Origin of the sequence: Pseudarthrobacter sulfonivorans (genome assembly GCF_014712225.1) — a bacterium.
Taxonomy (GTDB): domain Bacteria; phylum Actinomycetota; class Actinomycetes; order Actinomycetales; family Micrococcaceae; genus Arthrobacter; species Arthrobacter sulfonivorans.
Map to the genome: position 1 here is coordinate 28,697 of NZ_JACXBW010000008.1, position 22,024 is coordinate 50,720.

19 protein-coding genes, 1 tRNA gene, 1 other RNA gene and 2 pseudogenes are annotated in these 22,024 nt (G+C 65.7%); 12 read left to right on the forward strand and 11 right to left on the reverse strand.

Annotated elements, in window-relative coordinates; all coding sequences use genetic code 11:
* Nucleotides 1-8: 8 nt before the first annotated feature.
* Nucleotides 9-96, reverse strand: a tRNA-Ser gene (locus IAQ70_RS11485).
* Nucleotides 97-385: 289 nt separating this feature from the next.
* On the opposite strand from IAQ70_RS11485, the gene IAQ70_RS11490 reads away from it, so the two are divergent.
* The 4 genes from IAQ70_RS11490 to recR all read left to right on the forward strand — a co-directional run bounded on the left by IAQ70_RS11490 (nt 386) and on the right by recR (nt 5,102).
* Complete coding sequence (locus tag IAQ70_RS11490) at nt 386-712, forward strand: hypothetical protein (protein ID WP_190989461.1); 327 nt, start codon at nt 386-388, stop codon at nt 710-712.
* Between the two features lie 80 nt (nt 713-792).
* Nucleotides 793-889: signal recognition particle sRNA small type (ffs, locus tag IAQ70_RS11495), an RNA gene on the forward strand.
* Between the two features lie 50 nt (nt 890-939).
* Nucleotides 940-4,425 carry a DNA polymerase III subunit gamma and tau gene (locus IAQ70_RS11500; protein ID WP_190989462.1) on the forward strand — a complete coding sequence of 1,162 codons (3,486 nt, stop codon included), beginning with the start codon at nt 940-942 and terminating at the stop codon, nt 4,423-4,425.
* Between the two features lie 77 nt (nt 4,426-4,502).
* Nucleotides 4,503-5,102 (forward strand): recombination mediator RecR, encoded by a 600-nt coding sequence (gene recR / locus IAQ70_RS11505; protein ID WP_164202505.1) that lies wholly within the window; start codon nt 4,503-4,505, stop codon nt 5,100-5,102.
* Between the two features lie 6 nt (nt 5,103-5,108).
* Here recR and IAQ70_RS11510 read toward each other — a convergent pair whose 3' ends face one another.
* Together IAQ70_RS11510 and IAQ70_RS11515 are read right to left on the reverse strand one after the other, a co-directional pair.
* Complete coding sequence (locus IAQ70_RS11510; protein WP_190989463.1) at nt 5,109-6,260, reverse strand: ABC transporter permease; 1,152 nt, start codon at nt 6,258-6,260, stop codon at nt 5,109-5,111.
* Nucleotides 6,257-7,207, reverse strand: coding sequence for an ABC transporter ATP-binding protein (locus IAQ70_RS11515; protein ID WP_190989636.1), 951 nt, complete (start codon nt 7,205-7,207; stop codon nt 6,257-6,259). Before IAQ70_RS11515 ends, IAQ70_RS11510 begins: the two co-directional genes overlap by 4 nt.
* Before the next feature lie 239 nt (nt 7,208-7,446).
* On the opposite strand from IAQ70_RS11515, the gene IAQ70_RS11520 reads away from it, so the two are divergent.
* Nucleotides 7,447-8,805, forward strand: coding sequence for an aspartate kinase (locus IAQ70_RS11520; RefSeq protein ID WP_190989464.1), 1,359 nt, complete (start codon nt 7,447-7,449; stop codon nt 8,803-8,805).
* A 95-nt stretch (nt 8,806-8,900) separates the two neighbouring features.
* On the opposite strand, the gene IAQ70_RS11525 is transcribed toward IAQ70_RS11520, so the two are convergent.
* Both IAQ70_RS11525 and IAQ70_RS11530 read right to left on the reverse strand, forming a co-directional pair.
* The gene (locus IAQ70_RS11525; RefSeq protein ID WP_190989465.1) at nt 8,901-9,116 is read right to left on the reverse strand and encodes a hypothetical protein; all 216 of its coding nucleotides are present in this window, start codon (nt 9,114-9,116) and stop codon (nt 8,901-8,903) included.
* Between the two features lie 130 nt (nt 9,117-9,246).
* Nucleotides 9,247-9,489 (reverse strand): hypothetical protein, encoded by a 243-nt coding sequence (locus IAQ70_RS11530; protein ID WP_190989466.1) that lies wholly within the window; start codon nt 9,487-9,489, stop codon nt 9,247-9,249.
* An 80-nt stretch (nt 9,490-9,569) separates the two neighbouring features.
* On the opposite strand from IAQ70_RS11530, the gene IAQ70_RS11535 reads away from it, so the two are divergent.
* Genes IAQ70_RS11535 through IAQ70_RS11550 form a run of 4 tightly spaced genes read left to right on the forward strand, consistent with a single transcriptional unit; the run spans nt 9,570 to nt 11,948 of the window.
* Nucleotides 9,570-10,049: a MarR family winged helix-turn-helix transcriptional regulator gene (locus tag IAQ70_RS11535; protein WP_190989467.1), complete on the forward strand. Its 480-nt coding sequence runs from the start codon at nt 9,570-9,572 to the stop codon at nt 10,047-10,049.
* A 24-nt stretch (nt 10,050-10,073) separates the two neighbouring features.
* Nucleotides 10,074-10,637, forward strand: coding sequence for an SSI family serine proteinase inhibitor (locus tag IAQ70_RS11540; RefSeq protein ID WP_190989468.1), 564 nt, complete (start codon nt 10,074-10,076; stop codon nt 10,635-10,637).
* Nucleotides 10,615-11,547, forward strand: coding sequence for a 3-methyladenine DNA glycosylase (locus tag IAQ70_RS11545; protein ID WP_190989469.1), 933 nt, complete (start codon nt 10,615-10,617; stop codon nt 11,545-11,547). The genes IAQ70_RS11540 and IAQ70_RS11545 overlap by 23 nt, the downstream gene beginning before the upstream one ends.
* A complete protein-coding gene (locus IAQ70_RS11550) occupies nt 11,544-11,948 on the forward strand; it encodes a serine protease inhibitor (protein ID WP_190989470.1) in 405 nt (134 codons plus the stop codon). Before IAQ70_RS11545 ends, IAQ70_RS11550 begins: the two co-directional genes overlap by 4 nt.
* Nucleotides 11,949-12,012: 64 nt before the next feature.
* Here IAQ70_RS11550 and IAQ70_RS11555 read toward each other — a convergent pair whose 3' ends face one another.
* The 6 genes and pseudogenes from IAQ70_RS11555 to IAQ70_RS23320 all read right to left on the reverse strand — a co-directional run.
* Nucleotides 12,013-15,054 (reverse strand): S8 family serine peptidase, encoded by a 3,042-nt coding sequence (locus tag IAQ70_RS11555; protein WP_190989637.1) that lies wholly within the window; start codon nt 15,052-15,054, stop codon nt 12,013-12,015.
* A 433-nt stretch (nt 15,055-15,487) separates the two neighbouring features.
* A complete protein-coding gene (locus IAQ70_RS11560; protein WP_190989471.1) occupies nt 15,488-15,754 on the reverse strand; it encodes a substrate-binding domain-containing protein in 267 nt (88 codons plus the stop codon).
* A gap of 638 nt (nt 15,755-16,392) precedes the next feature.
* Entirely contained in the window at nt 16,393-16,806 is a 414-nt protein-coding gene (locus tag IAQ70_RS11565; protein WP_190989472.1) for a VOC family protein, read from the reverse strand.
* A 336-nt stretch (nt 16,807-17,142) separates the two neighbouring features.
* A pseudogene (locus tag IAQ70_RS11570) lies at nt 17,143-17,448 on the reverse strand (amylo-alpha-1,6-glucosidase); the annotation flags it as partial.
* 113 nt (nt 17,449-17,561) lie between these two features.
* Complete coding sequence (locus IAQ70_RS22745) at nt 17,562-17,960, reverse strand: helix-turn-helix domain-containing protein (protein WP_223860008.1); 399 nt, start codon at nt 17,958-17,960, stop codon at nt 17,562-17,564.
* An 81-nt stretch (nt 17,961-18,041) separates the two neighbouring features.
* Nucleotides 18,042-18,227, reverse strand: a pseudogene (locus IAQ70_RS23320) (helix-turn-helix domain-containing protein); the annotation flags it as partial.
* Between the two features lie 817 nt (nt 18,228-19,044).
* On the opposite strand from IAQ70_RS23320, the gene IAQ70_RS11585 reads away from it, so the two are divergent.
* The 3 genes from IAQ70_RS11585 to IAQ70_RS11595 all read left to right on the forward strand — a co-directional run bounded on the left by IAQ70_RS11585 (nt 19,045) and on the right by IAQ70_RS11595 (nt 21,889).
* Nucleotides 19,045-19,521 (forward strand): hypothetical protein, encoded by a 477-nt coding sequence (locus IAQ70_RS11585; protein ID WP_190989475.1) that lies wholly within the window; start codon nt 19,045-19,047, stop codon nt 19,519-19,521.
* Nucleotides 19,518-21,401, forward strand: a complete 1,884-nt coding sequence (locus IAQ70_RS11590) for a glycoside hydrolase family 15 protein (protein ID WP_190989476.1) — start codon at nt 19,518-19,520, stop codon at nt 21,399-21,401. The genes IAQ70_RS11585 and IAQ70_RS11590 overlap by 4 nt, the downstream gene beginning before the upstream one ends.
* A gap of 98 nt (nt 21,402-21,499) precedes the next feature.
* A complete protein-coding gene (locus tag IAQ70_RS11595; RefSeq protein WP_190989477.1) occupies nt 21,500-21,889 on the forward strand; it encodes a DUF488 domain-containing protein in 390 nt (129 codons plus the stop codon).
* The last annotated feature ends 135 nt before the right edge of the window (nt 21,890-22,024 follow it).

Here is a 22,024-nt window from a genome sequence, read left to right on the forward strand (position 1 = left end):
TTTTTAGCTGGCGGAGAATGGGGGATTTGAACCCCCGAGGGCGTTAACCCAACACGCGTTCCAGGCGTGCGCCATAGGCCGCTAGGCGAATTCTCCAGCTGCTTCTGAATCAAAAGCAGATACTAGACTACCTGAACTTTCCAGCATCGCCCAATTGGGCCCAGCCGGCCTCCCAGAGCGTCCGTTAACGTCAAAATGGACGCCCCCAATGCGCCCATTCCTACGGAATACCGTTGAGCTGCCGGGTCCGGCCCTCCAGCCAGGCCCCGCAGCTCACAATCTTGAGATTGCCCCAATCGGTGTACATACCCATAATCGGCCCTGCCCGCCGGATAAGCAATGAAATTGCTCCTATTTCCGCCCGCCTCTTGGCAGGATTGAAGCCATGACACAGCTGCACGCCTTGGTGGTTTATGTTCCGGAGCCCCATGCAGAGGCACTGCTCCAGGCAATCGGCGCGGCCGGCGCAGGCAGGATCGGAAACTATTCGCATTGCTCGTTTGTGACTCCAGGGACCGGCCGCTTCACCCCGCTTGCGGGCGCCGAGCCCTTCCTCGGTACCGTGGGATCGGGCGAGCAGGTGCCTGAACTCCGGGTCGAGTGCGTTGTGGAGGAAGAGATGCTCGACGCCGTTGTGCTGGCCCTGCGCGCCGCCCACCCCTACGAGGAACCTGCGTTTATGACCTGGCCGGTCAATGGCTGGCGACGTTGAGGCACACCCCCGGGGCGAACCGGCAAAGCCTGCCCTCTGGCGCCGGTTCGAGGCAAGCCGAAAGTTCGGGTAAAGTTGTCTGCGGCCCCTCATGTGGCGTCATCCTGTTGAACTCCCCCAGGACCGGAAGGTAGCAAGGGTAAACGGGCTCTGGCGGGTGCATGGGGGGTCTTTACTATTCCCCCACAGGGCGGCAGACTGTCGGCCCGGATTGGTAGGGTTTTCACGTGACTGTTACAACCGCCGCCCTGTACCGCAGATACCGTCCAGACTCCTTCGCTGACGTTATCGGGCAGGAACATGTCACGGAGCCGCTGATGACGGCCCTGCGTAAAAACCGGGTCAATCACGCCTACCTCTTCTCCGGTCCGCGCGGCTGCGGCAAGACCACCTCCGCCCGTATCCTGGCCCGCTGCCTGAACTGTGCCCAGGGCCCCACGGACACGCCCTGCGGAACCTGCCCCAGCTGTGTTGAACTTGCCCGCGGCGGTTCAGGTTCCCTTGATGTCATCGAGATCGATGCCGCCAGCCACGGCGGCGTGGACGACGCCCGCGACCTTCGTGAACGCGCAACCTACGCCCCGGTCCGTGACCGCTACAAGATCTTCATCATCGACGAGGCCCACATGGTCACGCCGGCCGGCTTCAACGCCCTCCTCAAGATCGTCGAAGAGCCGCCGGAGCACATCAAGTTCATCTTCGCCACCACGGAGCCGGACAAAGTGATCGGCACCATCCGCTCCCGCACCCACCACTACCCGTTCCGGCTGGTGCCGCCCGAGCCGCTGATGGCGTACCTGGAGCTGCTGTGCAACCAGGAGAATGTGCCGGTAGCCCCCGGCGTGCTGTCGCTGGTAGTCAGGGCCGGCGGCGGATCCGTCCGGGACTCCCTGTCCGTACTGGACCAGCTCATGGCCGGCGCCGGGGCCAACGGCCTGGACTACGAACTGGCAGTTGCCCTGCTCGGTTACACCCACGCGTCGCTGCTCGATGACGTGGTGGAAGCCGTGGCCGCCTCCGACGCCGCCACCGTTTTCAAGGCGGTGGACCGCGTCATCCAGACCGGCCACGATCCCCGCCGTTTCGTCGAGGATCTGCTGGAACGCTTCCGCGACCTCATCATCGTCCAGGCCATGCCCGAAAGCGCCCACGTGATCCTGCGCGGCATGCCGGCGGACCAGATCGCCCGGCTCCAGAACCAGGCGCACAACCTCGGCGCCGCTGAACTCTCCCGCGCCGCGGACGTCACCAACACGGCGCTGACCGAGATGACCGGCGCCACCTCGCCCCGGCTGCACCTTGAGCTTCTCTGCGCGCGCATCCTGCTCCCAAGTTCGGAACAGACAGAGCGCGGAATCGCTGCCCGGATCGACCGTGTGGAGCGCCGGCTGAACTATGCCGGGAACGACGCCGGGGCTGCCGCAACGGCAGTCGCGCCCGCTTCCGCAGCACCCACTCCGGCGGTCCCGGCTTCGGCTCCGGCACAAGCACCTCCTGCTCAGGCTGCGCCGGTTCAGCCTGCACCTGCGCCAGCGGCGCCCGTTCAACCAGCACCTGCGCCGGCGGTGCCCGTTCAAGCAGCACCTGCGCCAGCGGCGCAGGTTCAAGCGACCCCAACCCCCGGGGCCGCCGTTTCCCCGGCGCAGCCTTCGGGACCGGCAGCCCCTGCCAGTCCCGTCCCTGCTGGGCGGCAGGCAGTTGCGTCCGACGATGCGCGGACGCCGCTGACCCCGCCGCGGGTCAGCACAAACGACTGGCCGGTGGACGAGCCCGCCGGAACCCGTCCCCCGGCAGCGGCACAGGAGCGAGCAGTGGCACAGGAGCGGCCTGCCCCAGCCGCGCCTCCGGCTCCCGCTGGCCCGGCTACCACAGGTGACGTTGAAGTCCTGCGCCGCGCCTGGCCCGAAGTCCTTCAGACACTGTCCAAAATCAAGCGCAGCACCTGGGCCCTGGTGGAACCGAACGCCCAGGTGGGCGCCTTCGATGGCCAGGTCCTGACACTCGCCTTCACCACAACTGGCTTGGCGGGCGCGTTCGGCCGGGCTGACCACTCGGAGAACCTCCGCCAGGCGATCCACAAAACAGTGGGCATCGACTGTCAGATCACGGCCGTCGCCGGGGGCGCCAACAGCCCAGCGAGCTCTGAGCCAAACCCAAAAGCACCCGTTAGCCCGCAAACCCCGCCAAGCTCGGCGGACGTCGCTTGGGGACTGGCCCCTGCAGGCAGCGTTGCCACGCCGCCCGTCCAGGCTCAGGCCCCTGATTCTTCCCCGGCTGCCCCGCCAGTCCGGGCCGGCCTAGGTGCCACTGCCCCAGCCTCTGCCGCCGCCCACGAGTCCGCGCCTGCGGCAGGTCCTGCTCCTGCTCCTGTACCTGCACCTGCACCTGCACCTTCCACTGAAGCCGCCCCCGCGACGACCGCCGAAGCCGCCCGGGACTCAGCCGCGCCCGCCGCCCCGGCCGCGATGAGGATGGCCCCTACGGCTGTTGAACCGGCCGCAGCACACAATTCCGCCGTCGAGCCGGCAACGGAAGAGTCCCGCCGGGAGCCGGAGCCGGCCCGGCAGGATCAGCCGCGTCCCACCGAGCCCGACGCGGGTTCCTACGCCTACTCCGACGACGACTGGGGTCCCCCACGGGATGAGGACGCTCCTCCATTGGAGGAGGAACCGCCCATGGATTGGGACCCGTCCGCCCCGGCCGAACCGCGACGCCCGCCGTCGCAACCGGGGCCTGCAGCGGCGCCGTCCGGCACACGGCCGGCCCGCACTGGTAGCCGGACGGCGGCCGCGGGCGATTCACTGTCCACCCCCACTGTTGCTGGCGCAGCCGCGCCCTCACCTGACACGTCCCACGACCCGTGGGGCCGCGCCGTCGAGCAGGCGCCGGGCGTTTGGGTAATAGGCACGGAGCCCAACGTTGGGAAGATCCCGGCAACGTTAAGGCCGGACGAACCCGCTGCCCCGCCTGCACCTACCTACGAGCCGGCCACCGCCCAGATCCCCCAGGCTTCGGTCAGCACGCAGTCCGCGGCAGACGCCAGCTGGGGCCTCCCGTCGGCGCCGCCCAGCCGTCCCTTGGACCACTCTGCAGCCGGCATCAATGCAGTCGGTATCAATGCCGCGGATATCAATGCGGTCGGTATCAATGCAGGCGACCTCAGTGCAGCCGGGGTCGCTCCTGCGCACGCAGCTGCAGCCGGGAGCCCCGTTTCCCCGGCCAGCCTCCCTGCGGCTCATTCCCCCGCAACGGCTGCGGACGCGTCCCACCGCCCCGGCCTTGGGGATACCGCACCCGAGCCAGGCGGCCCGGGGAGTCAGTCTCCGGCGCCGGACCGGGAGGCATCTGTCCCGGAACGGGCCGAGGTCCGCGAGTACGCCATGGCGTCGGCGGCTCCGGCCGTGGCACCAGCTGTGGCCGTGGCTGCGGCTCCGGCACCCTTGCAGCCTGCCCCGGCGACGTCCGCTTCGGTGGCCCAAGCACGGCAAAGTCTTTACCAGCGGTTATCCAACAGCCCCGAGGCCGAGGCCGGCCGCGCCAAGGCTCCGGCCCGCGCGGCCGCCGCGACCTACGTCCAGGACATCCCGAGCGCGGATGACGAAACCATCGAGGAATCGGGCGTCTTTGGGCGTGCCGCCGTCGAGCGTATTCTGGGCGGGAAGCTGATCGAAGAGCGCTCCCCGGACGGAACCCCGATCGTTCCCCGTTTCTAGTCGCTGGCTTCCAGTCACCGGCGCCGCCCGAGCACTCCACTCCATTCATCATCCAAGCCAAACCAAAAGAGGAAAACGTGTACGAAGGTGCAGTCCAAGAGCTGATCGATGAGCTCGGCCGCCTTCCCGGGGTAGGTCCCAAGTCAGCCCAACGGCTGGCGTTCCACATCCTCGAAGCCGACCCGCAGGATATGAAACGCCTCGTCGAGGCCATCACCACGGTGAAGGAGCGCGTGAAGTTCTGCACCGTGTGCGGGAACGTCACGGAGCAGGAACTGTGCAACATCTGCCGTGATCCGCGGCGTGACCCGTCCGTCATCTGTGTGGTGGAGGAATCCAAGGACGTCCTGGCGGTCGAGCGCACCCGCTCCTTCCGGGGCCGGTATCACGTGCTGGGCGGGGCCATCAATCCCATCGCCGGGGTGGGACCCGAGCAGTTGCGGATCCGCGAACTCCTCACGCGGCTGAACGACGGCGCCATCCAGGAAGTCATCATCGCCACCGACCCCAACCTGGAGGGTGAGGCGACGGCGACGTATCTTGCCCGCATGCTCAAGACAATCGGCATCGCTGTCACCCGGCTCGCCTCCGGCCTGCCCGTGGGCGGCGACCTTGAGTACGCCGACGAGGTCACCCTCGGCCGCGCCTTCGAGGGCCGCCGCAACGCCCTGACCTAGACCGGCTCAGGCGATCCGGGTTCCCCGCGCAAGCCGGCGTGCGGGGGTGCGCAGCGAGCGCCACCCCAGCCACATCAGCAGCCCGGCAAGCAGCAGCTGCAGGCCCAGCCCCAGCGGCCACAAAGGCGTGGACTGCGCCAGGTACCGGGGCTTGGCTTCACCGTTGGCGCAGGGGTAGGTGCCGTCAGGCCCTGCCATGGCGTAGCGCGCACCCTGGCTGATGGACTCAATGGCCCCCACCGGTGATGACATACCGAACGCATTCGAGGTCCGGACCGGGTACGGGATGGCATCTGCCACCACCACGTAGGGGTTCATGGCCAGCATCCACGCCACCCGATCAGTGTGCACGGCCGGTTGTTCCCGCAAAGGCCCGGAGCACGTGTATTCGGGTTCCATGGGTGCCGGCTGTTCCTCCAGCGGCTCATATGGCGAGTAGCTGCGGTACTGCGCCTGGTTGGCCATGATGGTCCTCTGGGAGAGCCCGGTTCCCAGCCCGAAAGCAATGAGGGAGCCGAACACCAGTCCGGCCACGGCAAGGTACGTGACCACAATGGAGAACAGCGGACGCCCTGCGAGCGCGGAGATTCCGACGCCGATGGCACTCACCACGCCCACTTCCACCGCCAGCATCAGCAGTGCCACCACAACGTGGCCGGGCGTCATGCCGCCAAGGGCGACGCCGATAATCAGGAAGGGCGTGCTGGCCACCAGGAACGCCAGGGCGGCTGCCCAGGCGGCGAAGAACTTGCCCCACAGGATCTGCCCGGGCCGGAGTAGGGTCACCTGCAGGATGGCAAGGGTGCCGCCGGCGCGGTCGCCGTTGACGGCATTGGCAGACAGGGCAGGCGCCACGAGCAACGCGAAGAGGAGGACGAAGGCCAGCACCACTTCGAAGATCATGGACCCCGGCCCCGTTTCCGGCGCCGTGAAGGTTGAATAGGACCGCTGCGCTTCGCGCTGGGCATTCCAGGCGGCCCAGGTCAGCCAGGTCACCAGCCCGGTCAGGATGAACCAGATACCCAGCATGATGTACCAGCCGCGTGAACGGAGCCGCTGCTTGAGTTCAAGGACCACCACGTCCCAAATACCGCCGAGGTAGCCGGCGCCGCGGCCGCGGGCAGGTGGGCGCTGCGTTGCTTCTGTCCGTTGGCTCATCGCCGCTCCCCCTCGAGGTTCATGTAAGTCTCTTCCAAGGCACCCGAAGCGGGCGCGAATGACCTGACCGGGACGCCGGCGAGCACCAGGTCGCGCAGGAGGCGGGCGGCGTCGTCGTCGTTCATCAGCATCAGGCTGACGGCCGCCCGGCGGCCGTCCTCCACCCGGAACGTCAGGCCCAGTTCGGTGAGCTTGGCGGCGAGCGCTGCCCCGTCTGTTGCCGAAATGGCGTAGCGCCGGCCGGCGGCGGCCGCCTCGTCGGTGGTTTGGTGCCGGATGGTCCGTCCGCGGTTAACGAACACGGCGGCGTCGGCAATTTCGTCAAGCTCGCTAAGGACGTGGGACGAAACCACGATGGCCTTTCCTTCCGCCGCAAGCTGCCGCAGCATCACGCGCAGCTCCACCCGTGATCCCGGATCCAGCCCGGACGCCGGCTCGTCGAGGAGCAGGACGGACGGATCGTGGATCAGGGCGCGGGCCAGGCTCAGGCGCTGCTGCTGCCCCCGGGAGAGGACCCGGGCCGGCTGGTCGGCGAGGTCGCTCAGGCGGACGCGGTCCAGCATTTCCGCGACCCGTTGCGCCATCCCGGCCTTGGGCAGCTGGTAGAAGCGTGCAATCTGGGTGAGGATTTCGCGGGCTGTCAGGGACTCCCACACGCCCAGCGTGTCCGGCATCCAACCGATCCGCCTCCGCACCTCGGCACGGTGGCGCCGAGGATCAAGCCCCTCCACCGTGATGGTGCCGGAATCCGGCGCCAACAGTGAGGCAAGCATCAGCAACAGCGTCGTTTTGCCGGCCCCGTTGGGCCCGATCAGGGCGGTAACCTTTCCAGCCGGAGCACGGAAATCCATATGCTCGACGGCGTGCACCTGCCCGAAGCTGCGGCTCACCGCCGTCGCCGTAATACCATCGGCCCCAGGACCCCCCGGCCGCGCCGGTAAACCCATTTTGTCCTGATTTGTTGTCATTCTCCGAGCACCTGTCCCCCAAGCCGTCGCATGCATACTGACATTCTGAGACTACGCGCGGGGGCGCCGGCGAAGTATCCGCCGGAAGGCTGAGATTCGGTCACAATTCCCCGCCTGCGGCCGGCGGCGATAAACTGGCCTGAACACGTCACGCCGTCCAGCCGCAAATGGCCGTGCCTGACCTCCCGAACTCCGATTGATCCAGTGAAGGTACGCGCATGAGTACGCCCACTTCCGAAGTGCACGCAGCCACGCAGCAGCAGACGCTGCCCGAAGGCACTGTCATCACCAAACAGCTGATCGTGCAGAAGTTCGGCGGTTCGTCCGTTTCGGATGCCGACGGCGTCAAGCGCGTCGCCAAGCGGGTGGTAGACGCACAGCGTGCCGGCAACGAAGTGGTCGTGGTCGTCTCCGCGATGGGTGACACCACCGACGAACTGCTGGACCTCGCCGGCCAGGTCACCGACTCCGCCCCCGCCCGCGAGATGGACATGCTCCTCTCCGCCGGCGAACGCATCTCCATGGCCCTGCTGGCCATGGCCATCAACAAGCTGGGCGCCTCCGCCCAGTCCTTCACCGGTTCCCAGGCCGGCATGATCACGGACGGCATCCACGGCAAGGCGCGCATTATCGACGTCGATCCGCACCGCATCCGCACGTCCCTGGACAAGGGCCACATCGCCATCGTGGCCGGGTTCCAGGGCATGAGCCGGACCACCCACGAAATCACCACTCTTGGCCGCGGCGGCTCGGACACCACTGCCGTGGCTTTGGCGGCCGCGCTGGAAGCAGACGTCTGCGAAATCTACACCGACGTGGACGGCATCTACACCGCCGACCCCCGGGTGGTTCATTCCGCCCGGAAGATCGACACAATCTCCAGCGAGGAAATGCTGGAGCTGGCCGCGTCCGGCGCGAAGATCCTGCATCTGCGCTGCGTCGAATACGCGCGCCGGTTCGGCGTGCCCCTGCATGTCAGGTCCTCATTCAGCCAGAACGAAGGCACCTGGGTCATCCCCAGCGCCGAAGACAAGATCACCACTCAAGAGGGAGTTGCCTTGGAGCAGCCAATCATCTCCGGCGTCGCACATGACCGTTCCGAAGCCAAGGTCACCGTTGTGGGCGTGCCCGACATCCCCGGCAAGGCCGCCGCCATCTTCCAGGTCATCGCCGATGCCCACTCGAACATCGACATGATCGTGCAGAACGTTTCCACGCACGGCACGGGCAAGACGGACATTTCCTTCACCCTTCCCATCGTTGAAGGCGCTGAAGCTTTGGCCGCGCTCAAGGCTGCCCAGCCGAGCATCGGCTTCGAAAACATCGAGTACAACGAACAGATCGGCAAACTGTCGCTCATCGGAGCCGGCATGCGGTCCCACCCCGGCGTCTCCGCAACATTCTTCAAGGCTCTGTCCGACGCAGGGATCAACATCAACATGATCTCCACTTCAGAGATCCGGATTTCCGTGGTCACGCACGCCGATCTTCTCGATGACGCCGTCCGCGCCATCCACAAGGCCTTCGACCTGGACAGCGAAGACGAGGCAACCGTCTACGGCGGCACCGGCCGCTAGCCGCATCCCGGCTCATACGCAACGGGGGCCCACGCCCGGCCCAATAACTTTCGTTTATTGGGCCGGGAGTGACCCCGCGTTGCTTCTGGTTTGATTCAGCCTTGCTTGTCGAGTTCTTCGCGGCGCACCGCGTAGTGGTGTCCCTCGGAATCGGTTTCCACCACGAAGTGGGCAAGGTCCTCTTCGGATGCCTCCTCGAAGTCATCATGCTTGTGCACTACTGGCGTATCAGAGTCCAGGCGTGTTGCCGGGCCGAAGAAGAAACGGAGCCGATCGGTGGTGTTCATAAAACCGGTGAGAGCATGTCCCATTGTTTCCACCCCCTTCCCACTGTGCGGGCGAAGAGCAACTGGCGCCTTCTGGAGCCAGTGCCCTTATTTTACGCCCGGAGCCCAAAAAAGGACCCGCAGGTGCCGGCCCGGGACGGGTGGCCCATGGAGGTCAGCGCAGGGACTGGTCGCCCGGATTCCGGGGCACAACATAGGTGCTGCCATCGGGGCGGGTGACCGTTTCCCACTGCTGGGTTTCGCGCTCACGCTGAACCAGGAGAGCCCTGTTCTCTTCGGTCATGTCATGCACCAGGGAACTGCGGTTCGCCGGCCCGAGAACAACCCGGAGCTTGCCCATGGCCCGCATGAACCGCTGGGACGCGTTAGCGTTGTCCGCCGAGTTGCCTTTACCCATGGAAGTGAACCCTTCGATAGAACCGATTTCTGAGTCCAGTGTACGCTAATAATTAGTGCACTAACTAAAGGAGGATTGCGATGACGGCCATTTCTGGCGCCGCACGCCATCAGGACAACGATCTCCTGCTGGAGCAGCAGCTCTGCTTTGCGCTCACCGTGGCATCCAGGAGCGTGGTAGGCGCTTACAAGCCGGTCCTGGACAAGCTGGGGCTGACGCACCCGCAATATCTCGTAATGCTCTGCCTGTGGGAGTCGGCCCCGCGGACACTGCGGAACATCAGCGAAGCCCTGGCCCAGGCACCGGCAACCATCTCGCCGCTTCTTCGGCGGCTTGAGGAAGCGGGCTTCGTCACGCGCCAGCGGGTGGACGGGAATGAACGCAGCCTGGCCGTGGGCCTGACTCCCGCCGGCGCCGGGCTGCGGCAGCAGGCATTGGCGGTCCCGGGCACCATGATGAACCGGCTGGGCCTGACCCGGGAACAGGTAGGCGAGCTGCACAGCTCGATGATGGCGCTCATTGCCGCTACGGGGGACCACGCGGACGCCGGCAGCGCGTAAAATGGCAGCAACCTAGGAGGGTTCATGCCTTTGCGAACAGTACGGCCGTTCCTGGCGATTCTCGCCGTGGCCGGACTCGCCGCGTGCACGGCGACGCCCGATAATCCCGCCCCATCATCCGGCAGCCCGACGGTCAGTCCATCCGCCTCCCAGGGCGCCTCACCCGCCCCGTCCCCGGACACCGAGACCACCGTTCCCGCGCCGTCCCCGACAGCACTCCCGGCCCCGACGGCGGGCCCCGGTGCCGGCAACGCCGAGCTTGCGATTATGGTGAAGCCGTCCGCTACCGAACCGGCCGTCAACTACACCCTCGTCTGCCGTGACGGAGTCCCCGCAGCGGAAAGCAAACACCCCAACGCTGATGCTGCCTGCGCCGCCCTCAAGAACAACGCAGCCCTCCTCAGCCCCGCCCCAAAGGACGCCAACCGGGTCTGCACCGAGCAGTACGGCGGGCCGCAGACCGCCACGGTGACCGGCATTGTGGACGACATCCCCGTGGAAGCCGCTTTCGCCCGGACCAACGGCTGCGAAATTGGAGCCTGGAAAGCAGCCGAAGACGTCCTGGGTGCCACCGGTGGAGCAACTTAGCCTACTCACGGCCGATGCCTGGCGTGCCCGCGAGGAAGCGCACCAGCAACGCGTCCGCCGTTACTCCGCTCCTTACCTTGCCCGCCGTTCGGCGGGACGGAAGCACCCCGTGGAGGACTTCCTTTTCACCTACTACACCCAGAAACCCGGCCAGCTGCTGCGCTGGCACCCGGGCGCCGGCGTCGTACTCACCGGTGCCGGTGCGGCCGCCCGCGGCGGGTGGAAGCACTACAGAACGCTCGACGACGGTGGACTCACCGCCGCCGGGCTGCCGTCGGGTTGCGTGGCGGTCACCTTTGACCGCGGCGCCTTTTTGGCTGACCGGCGTGAGGCAGTGGCGTTCGCGGACATCATCCTGCGCGGAACCGCGGCCCGGCCGGCCCAGTTCGGCTGCTTCGGGCTGCACGAATGGGCCATGGTCTACCGCCAGGACAAATTCGACCTGCGCCACGAATACCTGCAGCTGAGGCTGGGCTCGGCCGGCACGGACAAGGTGGTGGAGGACAACCGCATCCGCTGCTCGCACTTCGATGCTTTCCGGTTCTACACTCCTGACGCCAGCGGGCTCAACGAGCTGTCACCAAGCCGCGAGAACCAGCGGCACTTGGAACAGCCCGGGTGCCTGCACGCCAACATGGACCTCTATAAGTGGGCCTATAAGCTGCTGCCCGCACTGCCCAGCGAACTGGTCATGGACTGCTTCGAGCTGTCCTGGCGGATCCGGACCATGGACATGCAGGCCTCGCCTTATGACCTGGAAGAGTGGGGATACCCACCGATCGCGATCGAAACGCCCGAGGGCAAAGCTGCGTATGTGGAGCACCAGCGGGCCTTCGCGGCGGAGGCCGCTCTTCTCCGCGGGCGCCTGGCAGATGCGCTGGCCCCGCTCACGGCGACGGCAACGCCGTGACCGGCACATCGGTCCCTGAACCCGCGGACAGCGTGGACCTGGCCATCAGGCTCCGGGAGGAACCTGCTGCCGGCGAGTATGTATTCCGCCTGGTGGCAGCGGGCGGCAGGACCCTGGACGGCTCGACCCTCCCGGCGCCCGATGCCGCGCTGGAGGCGGTGGAGCGGTTCGGCGAGGACATCTTCTTCCCCAAACCGGGACCGCCCAAACTGTGCACGCAGCAGTACGGCGGGCCCCAAGTCGCCGAAGTCACCGGCACCTTTCATGGACGCCAGGTGCGGGCGGTTTTCCGGCGCACGGACGGCTGCGAGATCGCCCGCTGGAACGCACTGTCCGCGCTGCTTGGCGGGACACCCGAAACCGGCGGGACGTCCGGGACAACTGGATCGTCCCGGACCTGAAGCGTCCCGGCCAGCAGTGCTGACCGGGACGCCCTGATGGTGCGATTGCTTCCTGTCCCCCGCCTCAGCCGGCCGGGATCCTGTCCGCGGGCGCCATGGGCGGAGCACCTGCCGGGGCCTTTGCGGCAGCGGCTCCGAACTGGACGTTGACCAGGGTTTTGATCCCGTTTCCCCCCAGCTTGAGGCGGGACAGGTAGGAGCCCTCCGAGAGCCCCGTCCAGTTCAGCGTTGCCGCCGTGGCTGTGCCGTTGGGCGCCACGATTGGATTCGGAGTGACCGTCAGGTTCCCGGCGTCACCCGAGAGGGAGGCCGCCTGGACCGTTGCCTTGGCGGCACTCTTGTCCGGTGTCGAGTAGAGGTTGGCCACGATGTAGTACGTGCCGGCCTGCGGCGACTCCAGCTCCAGGAACTCACTGGCCGAGGCCGTCGCCACCTGTGTGGGCACCAGCCCGCCCGCACCATTCGGTGCGTAAACCACCATGTCCCAGTCGACGTCGTTCTTTTCCGCCTGCACCCCGAGGCGGGCAAAAGTGGCACCCGCCGGAACGGTCACGCTCACAAGTGCGTTGTGCTCATCATTGGTTGCCGCGTACGCACCCGGCGTCTTGGAAATGGCGGTCTGGCTCATCGGAGCAAGACCCTCCACCGCCACGGCGAGGGGATCATCGGAGCCGGACACGAGGTCCATGGTTCCGCTGCCGGTCCCGGTGGCGGAACTGAAGGAGAAGGACGGCGCGATCCGCGCATCAACGGGCCGCACGGCGATGGGTGAGGTGACGGTCCGCGGACCCTTCCAGGTCAGTGTGCCGGTGGTGAACTGACCCACGGTGGCGCTCTCGTTGCGGATGGTGATGGTCACCTCCCGGGTTTGGCCGGCTTTGGCGAAATTCAGCGCCTCGGGTTCAACCCGGACACTGAAGCCGGGCAGGTCCGCCTTGGGCCGGTACATGCCCGGAACGAGCGCTGTCAGCCGGCGCTTGACCTGCACTTCACCCACGAGGCTGCCGAGGGCAATCGAGGGCAGGTTCAGGTCCTGGGCGGCAACCGACCCAGCCTGCGGAGCGCCCGTCACTACCCCCTGGCCGTTCAGGAAGGCGAGCCAGTCAGTGATGCCCGAGTCATAGACCAGGCCCGGATCGAGCACACGGAGGGAGTCGATGTGGCCGGCCCCGCCTTCGAACGGATTCCGGTTGGGTTCGCCGGCAGCGTCGACCAGCGGGTAGGCGGTGGTCATCATGGCAGACTTGACCGTTGCTGGGCTCCAGTGTGGCTGCCTGCCGAGCACCAGCGCGCCGAAGCCGGCGATGTGCGGTGCTGCCATGGACGTGCCGGACATAAACCCGAACTGGGCGCCCTTGTTGCCGATGGTGGAAACGCCGGCAAGGACGTTGACGCCGGGGGCGGAAATGTCCGGCTTGAGGAGGTCCCCGCCGGAAGCCAGGGTGGGGCCCCGGGACGAGAACCCGGCCACCTGCGGGGCCGGAGGCAGCGGTTCGCCGGTGAGGTCGCCCTTAACGAGGCTGACCGTGAGGGCGGTGTTTCCCTCGAGCTTGGACTTCAATTCCAGGCTTTTGGGGGCGTTGACGTGGACGGTGGGGACGACGTGGTTGTCGGTGTCTTCCGAGCTGTTGGTGAGGTTGACCAGGATCATGCCCACACCGCCCTTGTTCTGGACCTCAAGGCTCTTGGCCGTCCGGTCCACCACGCCGCGGTCGCAGACTACGATCTTGCCGGCCACCTTGGCCGCATCGAGGGTGCCGGGTCCGCACAGGCCGGGGTTGGCCGCACCTGCGGCTGCAGCGTCTGCAGCAACAATCGCCGGCTTGTCTGTGACTTCGGTTTTCATGATGGAGGCACCGCGGTACAGGGTTCCGTCCGAAACCTTGACCGTCCCGAGCAGTTCACTGGGGAAAGTGGAGGCCGCCACCGTGGTCAGCCACGGCGACGCATGGTTGACGGTGGACGCGCCCGGCCCGGAGTTGCCGGCGGAGGCGGCGATGAACACTCCGGCCGCGGCCGCATTAAGGAAGGCCAGCGCCACGGGATCGGTGGTGCTGTCCGTGTTGCCTGAGATGGAGTAGTTCAGTACATCAACGCCGTCCTTGATGGCGGCGTCAATGGCTTCGACGGATGATGAGGTGTAGCAGCCGCCGGTAGCCGGGTTATCATCTTCCCAGCAGATCTTGTAGACCGAAACCTTGGCAGCGGGTGCCACGCCGGAACCCTTGCCGAAACTTACGCCGTCGAGAACCTGCTCAATGTTGGCGTTGCCGGCGGCCGTGGTGGCCGTATGTGTGCCGTGGCTGCCTACGTCCACCGGGGAGATCAGTTCCTGGGGAGCGCGGTTTTCCGGCTTCACGACTTGCAGGAAGGAGTCCGCGAAGTAGCGGGCGCTGACAACCTTCGAATTGCACAGTGTCCCGTCGAACCCCGCACCCGTGCCCACACCCTTCTGGCACTCGCCTTCGAATGTGGTGCCATCAGCCTTGAGCATGGCGATCCGGCCGTCGGCGGCGCGGTAGGGCACGCCCATCTCCGCCGGGCCGCTGAGAGGCTTAACCGGCTCACCCTGCAGGAACGGATTATCCGGGGCATAACCCGAATCGATCACACCAACCACAACCCCCTTGCCGGCGTTCTCCTCGCCGCCGAATCGGGTCTCCCAGGCGCCCTCCTCGCCGGTGAGCTTCAGGAAGTCAGTGGCGGTGTAGTCGGGGGCATTTTCGACGTCGGGCTCGACCGCCAGCACTCTGGCGTCCTTGGAAAGTTCGTCTGCCTGCGCTGCCGTCAGTTCTGCCGTGAACCCGTTCAATGCCGCCGTGAACTGTTTCGACGGCGTCACTCCCTGTTGGGAGGCAACGTCCCGCTGGGTCTTGCGGAGGTGCGCGTCGTAGGCCTTGTAGTTAGGGCTGTCCTCGTCAAGCTTCCGGCCGTTCTGTGGCTTGGTAGACAGCAGGCCCGGGGTCTCCCCTTCGTAGGCGGCGGCGGCCTTGGCTGCGAGGACCACAATGTAACGGCCATCCTTGAACTCAGTCGCCGCAGTTTTCTCTGCGGTAATTGCCGTATTCTGCCCGGCGGGCGCCGCGGTAGCGGGGCTCATCGCCATCGAGGTGAGGAGCAGCGGCAGGCCAACGGCAAATGCCGTCGCTTTCCGGAGTCCCCTGCCCCGGAAGGGGCGTTTTGCAGTTGGTTTCACGAGCGACTACACCTTTCACGAGGAGCGGCCGGCCACGGTGCCGGTCTGGACCAGCTGGAACGGCACACAGCATTACAAGTTTTGTAATGCTGTGACCAGCCGTTACAAACGGTACAGACTGAGAGCTCAATATGACATAGAACACATCCGCGTTGTGGGTCAATCATCCAACTTTCAAGCCGATGCCGGAAGACCGGCCGAAACCGGACGTCGATCCCCCGACTATGAGGCGCGCTGGCAGGACCAGCGGCTGTCCCGACTGGGGCTGTGCGCCCCGGGGCAAATGCCAACAGGTTGGTGACTGCGCTTGACCCGAGTGCATACAGCGGAGCTTCCACGGTCATCAGTGCAGGAGCAACGAGGCCTGTCTCGTAGCTGTGTCGAAGCCCACCACACTGATCTCCTCCGGAACGTTGATGCCCCGCCTTTGGAGAGCGCGGATGAAGCCCATGGCCATCTGGTCGTTGTAGGCGATCACGGCGGTGGTCTGGTTCTGCAGCCATTCCGGGGCCCCGTCCCCGCCACCACGGCCAGTAGGTACTCTTGGACCCGGACGTCGTACCCCCCGTTCCAACTCCGAGGCTGCCTCACGCAGTGAACGCCAGCGCATGCGTCTGCCCACGACGCTTCGGGACCTGCAAGGTAGGCGATGGTGTGGTGGCCCAGATCCCCGCAGGTGTTCGGCTGCACGCCAAACTCAAGGTCGAGGCCCGCCTTAATCGCCGGTGCGGTGCTGTGAGTTGCGCCGCGATCAGACATGACGTAACCCTCGAAACCGAGATCAACCCGCAGCCAGTCGGTCAGCAGTTCCTTGTTCTCACAGGCAAAACGCCGTTCAGGTGCGGATAGGAGCACATCACGGATGCGAGGTTGGCTTCTGGATGGCCATCTCGATCGGCAGCAATGTTTTGAGGTGGAGATGCTGTTTGAACACGAGTACCTGGTGCGTGCCTGGGCTGAGGGCGAAGTGATCGAGTCGAGAATTAGGGTCGAGCCAGGCGTGTTGGCGCAGCTGGGTCTGGAGGGTGCCGACGAGCGGCGGGTGGTGAAAGAGGCTCGGTGCTTCTGGCAGCTCACCAGCCGGTCATGGATTTTGCATTCATGATCGGTCTGGGCGACCTAATTGCCAGCTATGAGGACTTTCCGGAACATCTCACGAAGCGTCTGGCGGGGACCGCTGAATAAAGGCTGGCCGTGCGGTTCACCGCGCAACTCGCGGCCGCGCGTCTCAGCGCGGACAACTGCCAATCAGGCGTACAGGTGGCTGTCGAAAATCGAACGTGGCTGCTGTGCCGGGTCGGGGTGGGCAATAACAACGCGAAGGCCGTCAGGGTCGCGGCCCTCTACAAACGTGACTCCGCCGGATGTGTGGGTATCGACGTAACTGCCGGTGCCCTGCAGTGCCTGCTTCAGACATTCCAGGCCCTTGGCGCTGTCGGTGGCCCACATCAGGAGGTGGTGGCCCAATCCGCTCGGGTGGCGCTCAGCATGCTTGCCGCGTTCTATGACGTACAGCTGGAAGCCGTCGGCGGTCAGGAGGAGGGCAGACTCCGCCGAGCGGAGGGTTACCTCACATTCGAACAGGTCCCGGTAAAAGGTCACGGACCGCTCAAGTTCGGATACGTACAGAACGGACGATGCCACCTTCGCTGAATGCCCCATTTAGCCATTGTTGACCCGGCAGACCCATATGGCCAGCCACAACCGGCAAGGTCAGCTGGCAAGCCTCGCAACGCAGTGCGTTAGCGCGGTCCATGAACCCGCGCCCTGGGCCGAGTGTGTGGCAGCGACTTCCCGCCACCTCATGGCTGCGCTGCTGCTTCGTGGGACTCGTGCGGAGACGCTACATAGAAATCCCTAGACCTGAGGTTTCTCAAGCGAGGACTCCCGAGCATTAGCCGGACAAGGAGACTTTTGTGCGAAACGTTTGTCATCGACATCGGGCCCTTTATCTGTGCCCATTTTCCTGCGGGGAACATGAGGCCGGTACGGGACTGGTTCGGGGTATCTTGACCGGTCCAGCCCGGCGGCGGTGATGGCATTGTCGTGGGGCCAGACGGATCCGTTGTGGTAACTGGCAGGGTTATAGGCGCCCATGCCTGATGCCAGCGTCCTGATCTCCCAACCGGTAAACATGTCAGGGGACACCAAGTGTTCGGCCACCTGCGCGGCCTTGTCGTTGTCGATGATCCCGGTCCAAAGGCAATGGCCCGTGTTGGAGGCGAGCGCGTCGACGGGTTTCTTGTCCTTGTCCAACGCAACCGCGAAATAGCCGCGCTCAAGCAGCCAGAGCTGTTCGTTGAACGCCTGCAGCTGGAAGCCCGCGGCGGCGAGGAGCCGTGCCGGTGTGTCAATCCATGGACATCCCATGATGAGCCGGGCTGCGCCTCCCGCCAGCTGTGGTTGCGCTGGGCTCTTTATGTTGTTGACACGGTGAGCCGTGCGCAGCAGGCTGAACCGACAGGGGCGGCCACCACCTGGTGTTGCTTGTCATTGCACCCGTCAAGGGTGCCCTGCAGGAGGGCGGCGCTGAGTCCGCAGACAAGGCGGGTATGGTCTGTGGCGAGGCGGCGGAACGGGCAGTTACACAACACCAGTCCCTGTCCGTCGGTCTCGGGTTCGTAACCGTTGTCGGTCAGAGCCTTCTCGAGGTTTCCAGCGAGCAGCCCGCGCCGTTGGCCTTCAGCGTAGGCGACGGCGGCAAGAGCCTCCTCCACCGTTTCTCCGGTTTCAGCGGACGCTTCGATCGCGGAGGCCAACATGCGGCCAGCCAGCTCGTATTCACGCGCCGGAACGGAGAGCTGGACTTCATCCAATGCCGGTTTATAGAGCTTGCTGGGACGTCCGGAGCCCGGCCCGGTTCGGGGACCCAGCTTCCTGCTTTCGGTAACCAGCAGACCGTCCCGCACCATCCTCTCGAGATGAAACGACGCAGTAGTTGGAGCCAGATTGAACCTTTTAACCAGCTCGTCCCGTGTGAGCGGGACCGGGCTGCGTATCAGCGCCTTATAGAGAGCGCGCCGTACAGGATCGACCAGTGAGGCCGCGTCGGGATTTCGCGTTGTAATCGGCGAGGAATTCATGGGGAAATTCAATCACCTCCTGAAGGGCTTGACGGACTTAATTATACGCTCTAAATTCAAGAGAACTGACTTTAGAGGGGGTGCCATGTTATCTCAGTACATCGCCCCGCAGGACGAGTACTCTGGCCCCTTAGGTGAACTGGACGGACTGGGTCTTGGGCAGGCTGCCCCCGGCATTGACCTGGAGGGGGTCCGCGCGGCCATAGCGGACTTGGTGACCGCTCTGGGCATGGACCTTTCGGACCCGGGCTTGGCAGAGACTCCCCGCCGTGTCGCCCAGGCCTTCGCTGAAATGTTCACTGCACGATCCGCGTCGTGGACCACTTTTCCGAACACGGAGTGGTTCAACCCCGCCCGTTCGAAACGTTCCAGCAGGCCGGGCGCGTCGATGAACTCTGCCTCTCGGTCAGTCCTTGCTCGCAGGAGGACCCGCATGCGTATCCCTGCCAGCTCCCAGGAAAATCCGCACCTACAGAGAATGCATCTTCACACGTGCTCCGCTGCGGGGACATGCTTTTCCTCCGCTACCTGACCCGACAAGCACACGACGACACCGAATGAACAGTCAGTGACAACCCGCGGCTGAACAGAACATCCCGCCCCGGGACAGCCGCAGGCGTGGAACCCACCCCGGCAGGCCACGGCAACAGCACAGGAAAGGACAAGGAGATGGTTCCGGACCCAGGTAATCACACATCCCGTCACAGACTTTGGCTGCCGGCCGACGCTGAGGGTTCGGCGACCTGCCGGACAGGACCACCTGCCAAGCAGCGGTGGCTTTCATTGGCCCTGCGGTACCGTCGCGGCGGCTGTTGAGATGGACTGGCACGGATGGGCTCTGTTCGGGCTGCTGGCCACCGGCGCACTGACGGTCGTGATGATCTCAGCCCAGATGGCTGGCTGGACGCGCCTGGACCTTCCCCTAGTGCTTGGCACGCTCCTGACCCCTGACCCTGATCGGGCACGTGTCGCGGGATTCTTCATCCATCTGGCCGCGGGGCAGGTTTTCGCCTTGGGCTACGCGGCTACCTTCGCGCTCCTCGGCGCGGCAACCTGGTGGGCAGGCGCGCTGCTTGCGCTCCTCCACGTCGCGGTAGCGCTGACGGTAATCCTCCCGCTGCTGCCAGGGGTCCATCCCAGGATGGCATCGACCAGGGCCGGACCTGCCAGCAGGTCCGTGCTGGAACCCCCAGGCCTGCTTGGCCTGAACTACGGCATCCAGACACCCGCCGTCGCAGTCCTCGCCCATATCCTTTACGGCGCGGTCCTCGGCCTGCTCCTGAAGGCATCATGACAGCCCGGCACCCGCACGGGGTCGACGAATCGAACCTGGCAGAACCTCTCCGCCACGACACCGGGCTGTGGCAGCCCTCGCCCATTGCTGACTATGGGCTGATCGGTGACACCCGCACGGCAGCCCTCGTGTCCGCGGGCGGCTCTGTGGACTGGCTCTGCGCCCCGGCATTTGACGGTGAGCCGGTCTTCGGGGCGCTCCTGGGCGGAGCCGTCGCCGGAACATTCCTGGCCGGACCGGTCTTACCGGCGCGAGAAGTCACACGCCAATACCGCCACCACAGCGCAACGCTGGAAACCGTCTGGTCAGCCGGCGAGGGCGAGCTCATCCTTACCGAAGCCATGGTCGCTGAAGTCGCCGGCCAGCTGCTGCCCACGACGGTCCTGATCAGACGGCTCAGTGCCAGGGGATCACCCATGCCCGCGGTCATCTGCTTCGACCCCCGTCTGGGCGAACAGCACCGCCGCCCGTTTACCCGCCGCGGACGCGACCTCGTCTGCGACTGGGGCCCTCTTGCACTGTCCCTGGGGTGCAGCCAAAAACTGGAGCTGGAACCAGGCCAGCGGACATATCTGACCATCCACCCTGGCCGCCCCGTCACCCTCGTCCTCGCCATCGCCCACGGTGAACCCCTCATCCACGTCGAACCGTCAACAGCCTGGGACCTCGTCGAAACGGACGAAGCCCGCTGGCGGGCCTGGACGGAGGACGTCGACGAAGGCATCCCCTTCCGGGAACCCGTCCTGCGGAGCCTGCTGACCCTCCAACTGCTCACGTACTCCCCTTCCGGCGCCCCGGTGGCAGCCCCCACCACATCCCTGCCCGAGGACCCCGGCGGGATCCGCAACTGGGACTACCGGTACGCCTGGCCCCGGGACGCCAGCATCGGGGTCGGCTCCTTTCTCGCCGTGGGAAAAACCGCTGAAGCCAGAAAATTCCTCGGCTGGCTGCTGCACGCCAGCCGGCTTGAACGGCCGCGCCTGCCGGCACTGCTGACCCTCGCCGGAGGACATGTGCCGGCGGAGCGCACGCTCCGCAACTGGCCCGGATTTGCCGGGAGCACACCGGTCCGGACCGGCAACGGCGCCGCAAGCCAACACCAGCTCGACGGCTACGGATGGGTCCTGGACGCCGCCTGGGTCCTCGTGCGGAGCGGGCACCGTCTGTACTCAGAGACATGGCGGGCAATGCGCGGTTTCGCGGACCTGGTGGCCTTGCGCTGGCAGGACCCGGACGCGGGAATCTGGGAAATCCGCGACGACGCCGCCCACCATGTGCACTCCAAAATGATGGGCTGGCTGGCGCTTGACAGGGCACTGCGGATCGGACAAAGCCACCACCTCCGCGCACGGCAGCGGGACCGCTGGCAAAAGGCTAGGCACCAGCTCGCCGCCGAGATCAGGTCAAAGGGCTTTGACCCGGCCAGAAACACCTACACCCGCACCTACGGATCCACTGACCTGGACGCCGCCCTGCTGGTCCTGCCCGTCATCGGCTTCGAAGAGACCGGCTCGGACCGCGTCAAGGGAACAGTGGATGCAGTCAGCGACAACCTCTCCGCCGGTTTTCCGTTCCTCTACCGTTACCCGCCCGGCCAGGACGGACTGCCCGGAACCGAGGGGGCCTTCCTGCCCTGCTCCTTCTGGCTGGTCCAGGCCCTCGCGCACACGGGACGGCGCAGTGAAGCGACGGAACTTTTCCAAGCACTCCTGAAGAACGCCAACAAGCTCGGACTCTACAGCGAAGAAATCGACCCGGCCACAGGAACCCTCCTCGGCAACTTCCCGCAGGCCCTGACCCATGCCGCCCTGATCCAGGGCGCCCTCGCCCTCCGCGATACCGCCGCCGGCAACGAAACGACAGCCGGAACTGACCCCTGAGGCTGCCGGTGCCGTATCACCGCTTCCACCCTCACCACCGTTTCAGCTGTGAAGGAACAGAGCCACGACAAACGCCCGAATGAAGGAGAGACAACCCGATGGCCAGCCCACACGCTGTGAAAGTACGACGCATCTACGAGGCCCCGCTCGCCACAGATGGCATGCGCATCCTCGTAGACCGGCTCTGGCCACGCGGCCTGACCAAGGAAAAAGCCCGCATCGACCACTGGTGCAAGGCCATAGCCCCCTCCCCTCAGCTGCGGAAGTGGTACGACCACGACCCTCAGCTCTTCGAAGAGTTCAGCCGACGCTACCGAACCGAACTGGAAGCACCCGAAGCCGCAGCGGCCCTTGGCCGACTCCGCAGCCTGGCCGACCGCGGACCCCTTACGCTGCTGACCGCCACAAAGGAACCCATAATCAGCGAAGCAGCGGTACTGTGCGCACTGATCAAGGAAAGCCGGCAACCGTCAAGCCCCGAAAGCTAGCCGCACCGCCGACCGGAAACCCCCTGCTCGGACCGCTCTCCTTGACTTCCATCAGGAACGATCCTATGGTCGGAATACTAATATCAAAGATGTTAGATTTAGAAACCGCGACAGCGCACATCTGCTCAGCGGTCA